Consider the following 13,122-nt stretch of genomic DNA (forward strand, 5'->3'; position numbering starts at 1 on the left):
ATGTGACGGCGACCGGTTGGAGATTAGACCTCTTTCGACGCAACGCCAATGCCTACGACCAGAATTGGCGCGACTTTGTCTTTGGAAAGAGCAAACTAGGGTGTACCGGGGGACGGCCGGCCGACCCGCCCACGCCGGGCCCGCTGGGCGGCGGCGCGCCGCGGAGTTCAGGGCCAGCCCTGAGGCGGGGCGGTGCGCGCCCGGCTACGGTGGTGATCACCGGCTCCGCTCCGCGACGGGCGCGTGGGTTGCACGGGGGACAACGGGGCGCGCGCGGGGGGATCGACGCGGAGCGGCTGCCGGTACCGGGGGGCGCGGGTCAGCCGCGCAGGTGCGCGAGCACGGCCAGCACCCGCCGGTGCCCCGAGACGTCCGACTCCAGGCCCAGCTTGGCGAAGATGTTCCGCACGTGCGTCTCGACGGTCTTCCCGCCGACCACCAGGTCGCGCGCGATGGCCTCGTTCGACCGCCCCTCCGCCATCAGCGCCAGCACGTCCCGCTCCCGCGCCGTCAGCCCGGCCAGCGGCTCCGCCGCCCGCCGCGACCGCATCAGGTCCGTCACCACCCGCGGGTCCACGACGCTCTCCCCGGCGGCCACCCGGGCGAGCGCGCCGGCCAGCTCGCCCGCGTCCGCCACCCGCTCCTTGAGCAGGTAGCCGAAGCCGCGCGGATCCTCGCTGAGGGCGCGGACGACGGTGCCGGTCTCGACGTACTGGGAGAGCAGCAGCACGCCCGTGCCCGGGTACCCCGCGCGGATGGCGGCCGCGGCGCGCAGCCCCTCGTCGGTGTGCGTCGGCGGCATGCGGATGTCGAGCAGGACGGCGTCCGGGCGGTGCCGCTCGACCAGGGCGGGCAGCGGGCCGGCGTCGCCGCACTGCGCGGGGACCTCGACGCCCGCGTCGCCCAGCAGCCGGACGATGCCCTCCCGCAGCAGGGCGGAGTCCTCCGCCACGATCACTCGCACGGCAGCTCCGCCACCACCCGCGTGCCCCCGCCCGGCGGGCTGTGCACCGTGAGCACCCCGCCCACCGCCGCGACCCGGTCGGCCAGCCCGCGCAGCCCGCCGCCGCGGTGGTCGTGCCGGGCCCCGCCCACGCCGTCGTCCACGGCCTCGACGACCAGCCGGCCGTCGCGGTGGCGGGCGCTGACGCTGACGGCCCGGGCGCGGGCGTGCTTGGCGGAGTTCGCCAGCGCCTCGGTGACCGTGAAGTACGCGGTGGCCTCGACGTGCGGCGCGAACCGCCGGTCCTCCGCGGCCACCACCACCGGCAGCTCCGCCCGCCCGGCCAGCTCCCGCAACGCGGACGCCAGCCCCTCGCGGGTCAGCACCGCCGGGTGGATGCCGTGCGCGAGCCCGCGCAGCTCCTCGACCGCCAGCCGCAGGCTGTGCTCCACCTCGCCGACGGACCGGCGCAGCTCCTCGTCGGGGTGGCCGGCCAGGCCCTTCTCCACCCGGCGCAGCGTCATCAGCGCGAAGACCAGCCGGGCCTGCGCCCCGTCGTGCAGATCCCGCTCCAGCCGCCGCCGCTCGCTGTCCGCGGCCTGGACGACGCGGGCGCCCGCCGCCCGCGCCTCCGCCTGGAGCCAGACGTTCTCCAGCGCCAGGCGCAGCGCGGCGACCGCCGAGCCCAGCAGCTCCGCGTCCTGCGCCACCGCCGGGTCGTGGCGCAGCAGCGCCAGCGGGGCGCCGCCGGCCGCGTCGATCCGGGTGCTGCCCGCCGCCGCCTCCTCGACCGGCTCGCCCGCCGCGTCCACGTACGCGCCCGCCTCGGGCCGCCACACCCCGAGCCGCAGCCCCGGGTCGCCGAGGACCGGCACCAGCGCCTCGCGCAGCCGCCCCGGGTCGGCGTCGCCGCCGACCTCCATGACCAGGCCGCCGACCTCCGCGCGCTGGAGCCGCATGCGCAGCAGGCCGGTGAGGAAGGCCAGCGGCACGGCGGTCTGCGCCACGTCGGACAGCGCGCCCACGGCCCCCTCGACGGGCTGGCCCGCGGGCACGAGGACCACCAGCACGTCCCACAGCAGGAAGGACGTGGCGACGAGGACCGCGAGCCAGGCGGGCAGCAGGGCGCGGCGGCGGGCGACGGAGGCGCGCCGCCAGCGCCGTACGACGATCGTCACGACGGCGAGGGAGACGGCCCAGCCGGCCGCCCGGTAGCCCGCGTCGAAGGCGGGGAAGAGGTCGCCGAGCGCGGGGACGAACAGCGGGTTGGGGCCGCAGTCGCGGCAGGTGAGGTACGAGCCGTCGGGTCGGGCCGCGGGGTCGAAGGCCAGGGTGCGCAGCAGGCCGCCGCCGGCCACCAGCCCGTACGACAGGCGGATGAGCCGGCCGGCGGCGGGGGAGTCGGTGCGGCCGTCGGGGTAGACGAGGACGAGGTGGGCGAGGACGGCGACGTTCAGGCCCTCGCCCCAGGCGCCCAGGGCGAAGAGCGCGGGCACGGCGGAGCCCTGGAGGTTGCCGAGGAACCAGGTGACGCCCACGGCGGTCAGCAGCGCCCCGGTCGCGTTCGCCGGGCGCCGCCACCGGGCGGCCAGCCCGGCGCCCGCGTAGGCCCAGCCGACGGCGAGGTCGCGGAGGAGGTCGGCGGTGGAGGCGCCGGCGCGGGCGTACGCCCAGGCGCCGACGGCGCCGGAGACGACGGCGGCCAGCGCGGCCGCCACCGTCCAGCACCGCGTCACCTGCGTCGACTCCCGGTTGTGCACGGGCCAACGCTAAGCCATCCACAGGGGTGCCCGCCGCCGCGCGCCGGTCCCGGACCGGGGCCGGCGTCCCTTCTGACCTGCGGCGGGACCCCCGCGCCGGGGCCCTGGATTACCGGAAGGGTGAATTCCGGCAGGGGCCGTGACGGGGCGGGCAAGGCCGGGACCCCGGCGTCCGGCGGGGGGAGAGAGTGCCGGACGGCGGGGTCCCGGGGTGCGGGCGGGCTCAGTAGGCGCCGTAGACGTTGTCGATCGAGCCGTAGCGGTCGGCGGCGTAGTTGCACGCGGCGACGATGTTGGCGACCGGGTCGGTGATGGTCGTCGAGGTGCCGGCCACGTGGTAGGCGGCGAAGGTGGGCGGGATCACCTGCAGCAGGCCCTGCGAGGGAATGCCGGCCGCGGCGTTGGAGTCCCAGTTGTTGATGGCGTTCGGGTTGCCGCTGGACTCGCGCATGATGTTGCGGTAGATGCCGTCGTACGTGCCGGGGATGCCGTTGGCCTCCATGACGACGAGGGCCTCGTTGATCCACTCGTTCAGGGTCGTGCCCGTCGTCGCCACCGCGGCCGGGGCGGCGGCGGGGGCGGTGGGCGCCTGGGGCGCGGCGGCGGCCTGCGGGGCCACCGCGACGCCGACGGCCGCGGCCGCGGCGGCCCAGCCGCCGGCGGCCAGCAGTCGTCGGCGGGTGGAGAGGGCGGGGCGCCGGAGGGCGGGAGCAGACATGTGAGCGGGTCTCTTTCCGTGAGCCATGCGTGGGGACGGCCGTCGGTAAATTGCGGTACCGAGCGACCCGGGAAGTTTTAACGGACATAAACCCGGAATGCACACAGCCCAGTTACTACCCCACATAGTGCGACAAGCCGCGGGTGCTGCCGCTCCGCTGAGGCGCGGGGCGGCCCGGTGTCGGGGGCGGCGTACGACGCCGCTTCGTATGTGACGCAGCCCATATGCGGGAGGTCACACGTGAAAACGGGCGCTGGTAGGTAAAACGGACATTGCTGTTCCTTTACCTGCAAATGCGTAGGTGAAAGGGGGGTGCGGAGCCGCGGTCAGGCGGTCAGGCGGCCAGCTCCCTGGCCGGTGGCGCCGGGAAGCCGACCACGAGACCGTGCGCCGCCAGCCGGCCCTCCGCGCCGGGGTCGCCGGGCAGCGCGTACCCGACGCCCTCGTCGAGCGGCACCTCCACCGCCCCGGCCTCCGCCGGCGCGGCGCGGGCCCGGCCCAGCGTCAGCCCCACGAGCGCCTCCGCCACCTCCTCGGGCCGGGTGGCGCGCGCGGAGGCGACGGGCAACTGCCGGTGCGCGAGCCGGGCACGGCGCTGCGCGGTGGTGATCCCCGTGCGGCCACCCTGCGGAGCGGGTCCGACAACGCCCCGTACGCGACGGCGTCCTGCCGCCGGAGCCGGGTGCTAGCCCTCCCGGACCACCGCCACCGGGCACGGCGCCAGGTGCAGGACCCCGTGGCTGGCCGGGCCCAGCTGGATGCCCGTCGCCCCCGCCGCGGCCGTCGCGTCCGCGGCCGGCGTGCGGCGGGCGCCCAGGACGACGAGGTCCGCCGCGGCCGCCGCCGCCAGCAGCGTGTCGCGCGCCAGGCCCTCCGGCGTCTGCCGCTCCAGGGGTACGTCCGGACGGCGCTGCGCCGCCGCGCGTACCGCCCGGTCCAGCGCCCACTCCGCCTCCCGCATCCGCGGGTCCGGCGCCCCGCCCAGGGTGTGCGCGTGCGTCGCCACCCCCCGCTCCGGCGAGCGCCAGGAGTGCACCGCCGTCACCGCGCAGCCGCGCGCCCGCGCCTCGCGGAACGCGAAGTCCACCGCCGCCGGCTCCGCCCCGTCGTGCCCGGTGCCGAGCACGATCCGGCCGAACTCGCCGCGTCGCGCCGGCGCCCCGCCCCGTACCACCACGACCGGGCAGGCCGCCCGGGCCGCCACCGTGAGCGCCACCGACCCCAGCGGCAGGGCGTCGTGCCCGCCGCGCCCGCGGTCGCCGACGACGAGCACCGTGCCCTCGTCCGCCTCGCGCAGCAGCGCCGGCACCGGGTCGCCGGACAGCGGTTCGGCCTCCACCGGCACCTCCGGGCCCCGCTCGCGGGCCCGTTCGCCGGCGGTCACCAGGATGTGCTCCGCCACGCTCCGGCCGCGCGGCCGGGCGGTGCCGAACTCCGGCCACGTGCGCTCGTACGGCTCCCACAGCGGCGCGTACACGATCCGCACGCCGACGCCGTGCCGTACCGCCTCGGCCACCGCCCAGTCGAGCGCCGCGAGGCTCGCTTCCGAGCCGTCCACCCCTGCCACCAGCTTCCTCATGACCACGAGGCTTGCACACCGCGCAGGGCGCGGGCGAGGGGGCGCGTGCCCAGGCCCGGCCCGGGGGCGCGCCCACTCGGGCGCTGTCTCCGGCCGTCGCCTCCGGGGCTTCGGGGGGCGCGGGGGCGTGCGGGAGGGCGCCGCGCGCCGCCCCGGGTCGGCGCCGCGAAGCGGCCCGCGGGCCGCGGCGGCCGGCCGCGTGCGGGCGCACCCGGCCTCAAGTGATCCGGGACACAAGGGGCGTGGCCTTGTGTGTTACTCACGGGTTGGTCATACTCGGCGAGTTGTCCAGCGGTGACAAATCTGTTCGCCGCTTGGCATGCGCATGTCCAACCAAATCCTCCAGAATCCCCCCTCGCCGGGCGGATCCAACCCCCCATAGGAGGCAGCACGTTGAAGTATCGAGCCATATCCAAAAGCCGGTACGCCATCGCCGGCGTCGGCGCCGCCGCGCTGATCGCCGGCAGCCTGACGCTCGCGACCGCCAACGCCAGCACGAGCGAGCCCGTCGCCGACACCCTCTCGTCGGCCGCCGCGAGCGAGCTCGCCGGCACCCTCGTCCAGGACCTCGACGGCGGGGCGGCCGGGGCGTACTACGACGCCGAGGCCAGGGAACTCGTCGTCAACGTCGTCAGCGACGAGGCCGCCGAGCAGGCCGAGGCGGCGGGCGCCCGCGCCCGCACCGTCGACCACACCACCAAGCAGCTCCAGGCCGCCAAGGCGGACCTGACCCAGGGCGCCACCGCCGGCACCTCGCGGGCGCTCGACCCGGTCACCAACCAGGTCGTCGTCACCGCCGACAGCACGGTCGAGGGCGCCGAACTGGCCGCGCTGAAGAAGGAGGTCGCGGCGCAGGACGGCAAGGCGGTGCTCAAGCGCAGCGAGGGCAGGTTCCAGCCGTACATCGCCGGCGGCCAGGCCATCTACACCGGCGGCTCGCGCTGCTCGCTCGGCTTCAACGTGACCAAGGGCGGGGAGCCGTACTTCCTGACCGCCGGCCACTGCGTCGAACTCGGCGGCACCTCCTGGTCCGAGACCTCGGGCGGCCCCGTCGTCGGCGAGGCCGAGGGCGCGACCTTCCCGGGCAACGACCGGGCGCTGGTCAAGTACGTCGCCGACACCGAGCACCCGAGCGAGGTCGACCTCTACGACGGCACCACCCAGGAGATCACCGGCGCGCGTGAGGCCACGGTCGGCGAGACCGTGCAGCGCAGCGGCAGCACGACGCAGCTGCACGACGGCACCGTCGTCGCGCTCGACGTGTCGGTGACGTACCCCGAGGGCACCGTCGACGGCCTGATCCAGACCGACGTCTGCGCCGAGCCCGGCGACAGCGGCGGCGCGCTCTTCGCGGGCAGCGACGCGATCGGCCTGACCTCGGGCGGCAGCGGCGACTGCACCAGCGGCGGCGAGACGTTCTTCGAGCCGGTGGTCGCGGCCCTCGACGAGTACGGGGCGACCATCCCGTAACCGGCGCGGCCCACGGCCCCGCACCCCAGGCACGGCGTACGACCCGGGCCCCCGGCACCGCACGGCGCCGGGGGCCCGGCGCCTGCCCGGCGTCCGCCCGTCAGCGCAGCAGGCGGAGCGCCGCCGGCAGCACCTCCGCCGTCAGCGGCAGGGCGGGCGCCGGGATGCCGTCGGCCGCGTACGCCAGCGGCCGGTCGGCCTCCACCCGCACCCGCCGCCCGCGCAGGGCCTCGCCGCGCGTCCGCGTCCGCCGCCCCGGGCCGCCGCCGAGCACGACGACGTCCAGCGCGCCGTCGTCGAGCCGGACCCCGGCGGCGGAGTCCCCGGCGGAACCGCCGTCGAGGCAGGGGGCGTTGGCGACGACGGCGGTGTGGCCGCGCCTCTCGTGAACAGCGTCGTCCACGGTGATACGGAACAGCGCCGACCGCCGCGACGCCAGCGCCCGTCCCGGCGCCGTGCGGGCCGCGCCCGCGCCGGCCCACACCGCGCCGAGCGCCCAGGCGGCCGGCTCCTCGGGGCCCGTCACCCGCAGCACGTCCACCGGCCGCGGCTCGCCGCCCAGCAGCAGCTCCGCCAGTTCCTCGGACGCCCGCGGCAGCCCCAGCGCCCGCGCGACGGCGCCCTGCCCGACCGCGCCGGGCACCAGCCCGCACACCGCGTCCGTACCCGCGAGGGCGCCGGCCACCGTGCCGGCCATGCCGTCGCCGCCCACCGCGAGCACCGTGCGGCCCGACGCGGCGGCCCGCCCGGCGAGCGCGGCGGCGTGCGCGAAGCCGCGGCTGTACTCCGCCTCCACCTGCGCCCCGGCGCCGCGCAGCGCCCGGGCCAGCGGGATGAGCGCCGCGGCCCCGGCGGCCCGGCCGGCGGCGGGGTTGACGATGGCGGTGAAGCGGCGCATGGCGGGCTCCGGTTCGGCGTGCGGGCGGTGTGCGGGTCGGGTGCGGAGCGGAGCCGCCCTCACTCGTCCGCCCGCGGCAGCAGCACGCCCGGGTTGAGGACGCCCGCCGGGTCCAGCGACGCCTTCACCGCGCGCAGCGCGGCCACGCCCAGCGAGCCGATCTCGCGCGCGTACCAGGGCCGGTGGTCGGTGCCGACGCCGTGGTGGTGGCTGATCGTGCCGCCGCACTCCAGGATCGCGTCGCCCGCCGCCCGCTTGGCCCGCTCCCACGCGCCCAGCGGGTCGTCGCCCCGGGCGGCAACCACCGTGAAGTACAGCGAGGCGCCCGTCTCGTACACGTGCGAGATGTGGCACATCACCAGCGGCGGCGTCCCCGCCGCGGTCAGCGCCTCCGTCAGCGCCGCGCGCACCGCCTCGTACAGCCGCGGCAGCGCCGGCCAGAAGCCGGCGGTCTCCAGCGTCTCCGCGAAGGCCCCGGCGTCCAGCAGCGCGTCGCGCAGGTACGGGGCCCGGTAGCGGCCCTCCGCCCACGCCTCGCCCGGCTCGGCGCCCAGCGGCTCGCCGCCGGCCGCCCGCAGGACCACGTGCGCCGCGGCCCGGCGGTCCGCCGCCTCGCCCGCCGCGCCCTCGTACCCGGCGACGACCAGGCACCCGGCCGGCGGCGCCGCTTCCGCCGCGCCGATGTCCTCGGGGCGGGCCAGGCCCACCACCGTCTCCGTCTCGTCGGACAGCCGCAGCACCGTCGGCAGCGGCCCGTCCTGCGCCAGCGCGCGCAGCGCCGCCGCGCCCGCGTCGAAGGAGCCGAAGCGCCAGCCCTCGTACTCCCGCACCCGCGGCCGCGGCCGCACCCGTACGGTCACCGAGGTGATCACCCCGAACGCGCCCTCCGAGCCCAGCACCAGCTGCCGCAGGTCCGGCCCGGCCGCCGAGCGCGGCGCCCGGCCCAGCCGCAGCGTGCCCTCCGGCGTCGCCACGGTCAGCCCGACGACCATCTCGTCGAACCGCCCGTAGCCCGCGGACGCCTGGCCGCTGCCGCGGGTCGCGGCGAAGCCGCCGATCGTCGCCCACTCGAAGGACTGCGGGAAGTGGCCGAGGGTGAACCCGCGCTCGCCGAGCAACCGTTCGGCCTCCGGCGCGCGCAGCCCGGCGTCGAGGACGGCGGTGCGCGCGACCTCGTCGAGGGCCGTGAGCCGGTCCAGGCGGCGCAGGTCGAGCGCCACCACGCCGGCGAAGCCCGCCCCGTGCGCGGACGGCGCGAGCCCGCCGGTCACCGACGTGCCGCCGCCGAACGGCACCACCGCCACCCGCCGCTTTGCGCACACCCGCAGCACCGCCAGCACCTCGTCGTGCCCGCCGGGCAGCACCACCGCGTCCGGCGCGTCCGCGACCTCGCCGGCGCGGATGCGCAGCAGGTCGGGGGTGGACTTGCCGCGGGTGTGCCGCACCCGGTCCGCCGCGCCGGTCAGGACGTGCGCGGCGCCGCCCGCCGCGCGCGCGAGCGCGTCGAGGGCCTCCGCGTCCAGGCGCGGCGCGGGCACGTCGAGGTCCGTCAGGGCCGCCGGCGGCGTGTCGGCCGGCCGCACCCCCAGAAGGTCGCGCAGCAGGTCGCGGACGGAGCCGGGGAGCGGCGCCGCCTGCCCGGGGTCGCCCCACCCGTTCCACAGCATCTCCAACGCGGTCCTCCCGTACGGGCGTACGACCTCGGCCGGAGGGCTTTCCTCCGCCGCCATACTCGTTACACTGTGACAGGTGAAGTCGAAACGTCACAAGCCCTCGCTGGACGACGTCGCGCTGGACGCGCTGCGCGACTGCGTCCTGGCCGTGGGCGTGCGCCGCACCACGCTCACCGACGTGGCCCGCCGCGCCGGCGTGTCGCGGATGACGCTCTACCGCCGCTGGCCCGACGTGCAGTCGCTGGTGGGCGACCTGATGACGCGCGAGTGGATCGACGTCGCGCGCGGCGCCCTCCCCGCCGCGGACGGCGCGGCGAACGCGCGCGAGGTGCTGGTCGCCGGGCTCACGGAGGGCTCGCGGGCGCTGCGCGCGCACCCGCTGTTCCGCAAGATCCTCGACGTCGACCCCGAGCTGCTCCTGCCGTACATGCTCGACCGCCGCGGCGCCAGCCAGGACGTCCTGCTCGACCTCATCGCCGACGACGTGCGCAAGGGCCACGCCGACGGTTCCGTACGCGAGGGGCACGCGGTGCGGCAGGCGCGGGCCACGCTGCTCGTCGTGCAGTCCTTCACCTTCTCGATGCGCACCATGACCGACGAGGACGACCCCGACCTCGGCACCGCCGCGTTCGAGCGCGAACTGCGGGAGGTGCTGGAGAGGATGCTCGCGCCATGACCGTGCGGAAAGCGGACAGCATGGAAGCCCCCGGCCGCGACCCCGCCGCCGGCGGGGACTTCTCCCTCAACGCCCGCCGCCGCGCCCGCGAGCTGGCCGCGCTGGCCGCCGGCGAGCGGGTCGACCTGCTGGTCGTCGGGCTCGGCGCCACCGGCGCCGGGGTCGCGCTGGACGCCGCGGCGCGCGGGCTCTCGGTCGCCGCGATCGACGCCCACGACCTCGCGTTCGGCACGTCCCGCTGGAGCAGCAAGCTCGTCCACGGCGGACTGCGCTACCTGGCCTCCGGCCAGGTCGGCATCGCCCACGAGTGCGCGGTGGAGCGCGGCGCGCTGCTGGAGCGCATCGCGCCGCACCTCGTCCACGCCCAGCCGTTCGTGATCCCCCTCACCCCGCTGACCACCCGCGCCCAGGCCGCCGTCGCCTGGGCCGGGCTGCGCTCCGGCGACCTGCTGCGCGCCGCCGCGCGCACCTCCCGCGCGGCGCTGCCCGCGCCGCGCCGGCTGTCGGCGGTGGAGACCCACCAGCTCGTGCCCGGGCTCAGGCGCTACGGGCTGCGCGGCGGCCTGCTCTCCTGGGACGGGCAGCTGTCCGACGACGCCCGGCTGGTGACGGCCGTGGCGCGGACCGCCGCGGGGTACGGCGCCCGGGTGCTCACCCGGGCCCGGGCGGTGGAGCTGACCGGCTCCGGCGCGGTCGTCCGCGACGGGACGACGGGGGAGCGGCTGCGTATCCGCGCCCGCGCGGTGGTCAACGCGACCGGGGTGTGGGCCGGTTCGCTGGTGCCCGGGGTGCGGCTGCGCCCCTCGCGCGGCACGCACCTGGTGCTGCGCGCCGAGGCGCTGGGAATGGGGCGGCAGACGCGCGGGGCGGGGGTGCACATCCCGATCCCGGGGGCGCCGGCCCGGTTCGCGCTGGTGCTGCCGCAGGACGACGGCCGGGTGTACGTGGGCCTGACCGACGAGCCGGTCGACGGCGACGTGCCGGACGAGCCGCCGGTGCCGGAGACCGACGTCGGCTTCCTGCTGGACGTGCTGGACTCCGCGCTCGACGTGCCGGTGCGCCGGTCGGACGTCGTCGGCGCGTTCGCCGGGCTGCGCCCGCTGCTGGAGAGCGACGGCCGCAGCGCCGACCTCTCCCGCCGGCACGCGGTCCTCACCTCGCCGGACGGCGTGGTCACCGTCGTCGGCGGCAAGCTGACGACGTACCGGCGGATGGCCGAGGACGCCGTCGACGCGGCCGTGGCCGGCGCGCGGCTCGCCGCGGGCCCGTGCCGTACCGCCCGGCTGCCGCTGGTCGGCGCCGCGCCGCCCGCCGAACTGGCCCGGCTGGACGCGCCGCGCCGGCTGGTCCAGCGCTACGGGACGGAGGCGCCGGCGGTGCAGGCGCTGGCCGCCGCCGAGCCCGCGCTCGCCGCGCCGGTCGTCCCGGGACACCCGGTCACCGGCGCCGAGCTGGCCTGGGCCGTACGCCACGAGGGCGCCCTCGACGAGGCCGACCTGCTGGACCGGCGCACCCGGCTGGGGCTGGTGGCGGCGGAGCGGGCGGCCGCGGTGGCGGCCGCCCGCGAGGTGCTGTCCGCGCTGTCCGGGGCGGTCAGCTCAGGGCGTTGAACACGGGGTAGTAGCCGCCGGACTGACCGGAGGCCGTGGGGTGGTAGGAGTCGCCGATGGGGAAGGTAACGCTGTGCAGCCATTCGTCGTCCGAGCAGATCTCGTGCCCGGCGAACGCCGGCCGGACGTCGCCGTACGCGAAGCCGTGGTCGGCGGCGCGCTTGGCGGTGACGTCGCTCAGCAGGTCCGCGGCGCCGTTGATGGCCGCCCGGGAGCGCTCGCTGATGCCGAACCAGCAGCCGCCGTTGAGCTGGTACATGCGCGGGTAGCCGAGCACGACGACCTCCGCGTTGGGCGCGCGGGAGCTGATCGCGTCGTACGCCGCGTCCAGCCGCCCGGGCAGGGTGCCCTGGATGTACGTGCGCGCCTGGTTGATCCGGTCGACGCAGGCCGACTCGCCCTGGAGCACGCAGGTCATCATGGCGTCGGCGAAGCCGGCGTCGTTGCCGCCGATGCTGAGGGAGACGAGGGTGGTCGCGGAGTCGAGCGGGCCGAGCTGGTTGTTGATGACGTCGCCGGTGCGGGCGCCGGAGCAGGCGGTGAAGGAGAAGGACGCCGGGTCGTGCGCGTTCTTCCACAGCACCGGGTAGGCGTTGGAGCTCCGCTTGCAGTCGCCGTCGTACGAACCGGCGCCCACGCCGGAGGAGTACGAGTCGCCGAGGGCCACGTATCTCTCGGCGGCGGTGGCGGCGCTGTCGGTGGCTTGGGCGGGCGCGGTGCCGAGCAGCGCCACTGTGGTGGCGACGAGGAAGCCCAGCAGCAGCCGCAAGGGCCGGGCAGTTCTCATGGAACCCCCTGGGGGTGAGGTGTACCGAGTGGTAACCACACCCTGCCCTTCGACACCCATGTCCATGCCAAGGTGCAACTGCGCGCCGGTGATGCGCCGTTCAATCCCTGTTGTGCGACTTCGCCGGGCATCAGCCGATAATCGGGGCGGCCGCCCGGCGCCCGCCCCCGCCGAAGACCTGTCCGCAACCGGCAGAGTCCACCTCTGCGTTGGAGCGTGAGCGACCACGTGACCGGGAAGAGAACGCTGAGCCCTCGGGTGCGGCCGCTCGGGCCCCGCCCCGGCCGCCCCGACACCAGGGCGGACATCATCCGCGCCGCGAAGCGCATGTTCGCCCGCGGCTACGGCTCCTGCAGCCTGCGCGCCGTCGCGCGCGAGGCGGGCGTCGACCCGTCGCTGCTCGTCCAGTACTTCGGCAGCAAGGAAGGTCTGTACCTGGCCGCCATCGCCGACGTCATGCGCCCCGACGACGTACTCGACCGGATCGTCGGGGACACCTCCGACGGGCTGGGCCGCAGGCTCGCCGGGTACTACTTCGATCTGTGGGACGACGCCGAGACCAGGTGGCCCTTTCAGGCGATCCTGCTGTCGGCCGCCTCGTACCAGCCGGCCGCCGCCGTCCTGCGCGACTTCATCACCCGTGAGCTGGTCGCCCGCGTCGCCGCCCGCGCGGTCCCGGACCGGGCCGAGCTGCGCGCGGGCCTCGCCGGCTCGCACCTCGTGGGCACGGCGCTGGTGCGCTACGTGGTGAGATTCGGACCACTCGCGGACCTGCCGCGGCCGGAGCTGGCCGAGATCGTGGGCGGCACCATCGACGGCTACCTCTTCGGGCCGCTGCCGACCGCCTAGCGCCGAGTCAACCTCACGGGCCGCCCCTGCGTCAGGGGTGGGGGCGGTGGCGTCCCGAAGCCGCGGCGATCTAGAATCCCGAGCTAACTCAACAGATGTTGATAAAGACCTTCGTGCCGTGATGGACTCGGCGTAATCGGCGCACCGCCGGAGGGAGAG

Annotated in this window: 12 protein-coding genes; 4 read left to right on the forward strand and 8 right to left on the reverse strand. The window is 76.8% G+C overall.

The window, feature by feature from the left end; translation table 11 throughout:
• Positions 1-319: 319 nt before the first annotated feature.
• The 5 genes from ACHZ99_RS28680 to ACHZ99_RS28700 form a co-directional block, all read right to left on the reverse strand.
• Positions 320-958 carry a LuxR C-terminal-related transcriptional regulator gene (locus ACHZ99_RS28680; protein WP_420307780.1) on the reverse strand — a complete coding sequence of 213 codons (639 nt, stop codon included), beginning with the start codon at positions 956-958 and terminating at the stop codon, positions 320-322.
• Complete coding sequence (locus ACHZ99_RS28685; protein ID WP_420307691.1) at positions 955-2,703, reverse strand: sensor histidine kinase; 1,749 nt, start codon at positions 2,701-2,703, stop codon at positions 955-957. The genes ACHZ99_RS28680 and ACHZ99_RS28685 overlap by 4 nt, the downstream gene beginning before the upstream one ends.
• Positions 2,704-2,926: 223 nt before the next feature.
• Entirely contained in the window at positions 2,927-3,421 is a 495-nt protein-coding gene (locus ACHZ99_RS28690; protein ID WP_420307692.1) for a transglycosylase SLT domain-containing protein, read from the reverse strand.
• A 334-nt stretch (positions 3,422-3,755) separates the two neighbouring features.
• Positions 3,756-3,989 carry a hypothetical protein gene (locus ACHZ99_RS28695; RefSeq protein ID WP_420307694.1) on the reverse strand — a complete coding sequence of 78 codons (234 nt, stop codon included), beginning with the start codon at positions 3,987-3,989 and terminating at the stop codon, positions 3,756-3,758.
• Between the two features lie 117 nt (positions 3,990-4,106).
• Complete coding sequence (locus ACHZ99_RS28700; RefSeq protein ID WP_420307695.1) at positions 4,107-5,000, reverse strand: universal stress protein; 894 nt, start codon at positions 4,998-5,000, stop codon at positions 4,107-4,109.
• A gap of 393 nt (positions 5,001-5,393) precedes the next feature.
• Here ACHZ99_RS28700 and ACHZ99_RS28705 point away from each other — a divergent pair, with 393 nt between their 5' ends.
• Complete coding sequence (locus tag ACHZ99_RS28705) at positions 5,394-6,470, forward strand: S1 family peptidase (RefSeq protein WP_420307696.1); 1,077 nt, start codon at positions 5,394-5,396, stop codon at positions 6,468-6,470.
• A gap of 100 nt (positions 6,471-6,570) precedes the next feature.
• Here the strand turns inward: ACHZ99_RS28705 and ACHZ99_RS28710 are convergent, their stop codons facing one another.
• Together ACHZ99_RS28710 and ACHZ99_RS28715 are read right to left on the reverse strand one after the other, a co-directional pair.
• Positions 6,571-7,368: a diacylglycerol/lipid kinase family protein gene (locus ACHZ99_RS28710; protein ID WP_420307698.1), complete on the reverse strand. Its 798-nt coding sequence runs from the start codon at positions 7,366-7,368 to the stop codon at positions 6,571-6,573.
• Positions 7,369-7,427: 59 nt separating this feature from the next.
• On the reverse strand, positions 7,428-9,098 hold the full coding sequence (locus ACHZ99_RS28715; protein WP_420307700.1) for an FAD-binding oxidoreductase: 1,671 nt from the start codon (positions 9,096-9,098) through the stop codon (positions 7,428-7,430).
• Positions 9,099-9,117: 19 nt separating this feature from the next.
• On the opposite strand from ACHZ99_RS28715, the gene ACHZ99_RS28720 reads away from it, so the two are divergent.
• Together ACHZ99_RS28720 and ACHZ99_RS28725 are read left to right on the forward strand one after the other, a co-directional pair.
• Positions 9,118-9,717: a TetR/AcrR family transcriptional regulator gene (locus tag ACHZ99_RS28720; protein WP_420307701.1), complete on the forward strand. Its 600-nt coding sequence runs from the start codon at positions 9,118-9,120 to the stop codon at positions 9,715-9,717.
• A gap of 20 nt (positions 9,718-9,737) precedes the next feature.
• Entirely contained in the window at positions 9,738-11,327 is a 1,590-nt protein-coding gene (locus ACHZ99_RS28725) for a glycerol-3-phosphate dehydrogenase/oxidase (RefSeq protein WP_420307781.1), read from the forward strand.
• Here ACHZ99_RS28725 and ACHZ99_RS28730 read toward each other — a convergent pair.
• Positions 11,311-12,114: an SGNH/GDSL hydrolase family protein gene (locus tag ACHZ99_RS28730; protein WP_420307702.1), complete on the reverse strand. Its 804-nt coding sequence runs from the start codon at positions 12,112-12,114 to the stop codon at positions 11,311-11,313. The genes ACHZ99_RS28725 and ACHZ99_RS28730 overlap by 17 nt on opposite strands.
• 228 nt (positions 12,115-12,342) lie before the next feature.
• Here ACHZ99_RS28730 and ACHZ99_RS28735 point away from each other — a divergent pair, with 228 nt between their 5' ends.
• A complete protein-coding gene (locus tag ACHZ99_RS28735; RefSeq protein WP_420307703.1) occupies positions 12,343-12,963 on the forward strand; it encodes a TetR family transcriptional regulator in 621 nt (206 codons plus the stop codon).
• Positions 12,964-13,122 lie beyond the last annotated feature (159 nt).

Source organism: Streptomyces sp. MAR4 CNX-425 (assembly GCF_048656465.1).
GTDB lineage: Bacteria > Actinomycetota > Actinomycetes > Streptomycetales > Streptomycetaceae > Streptomyces.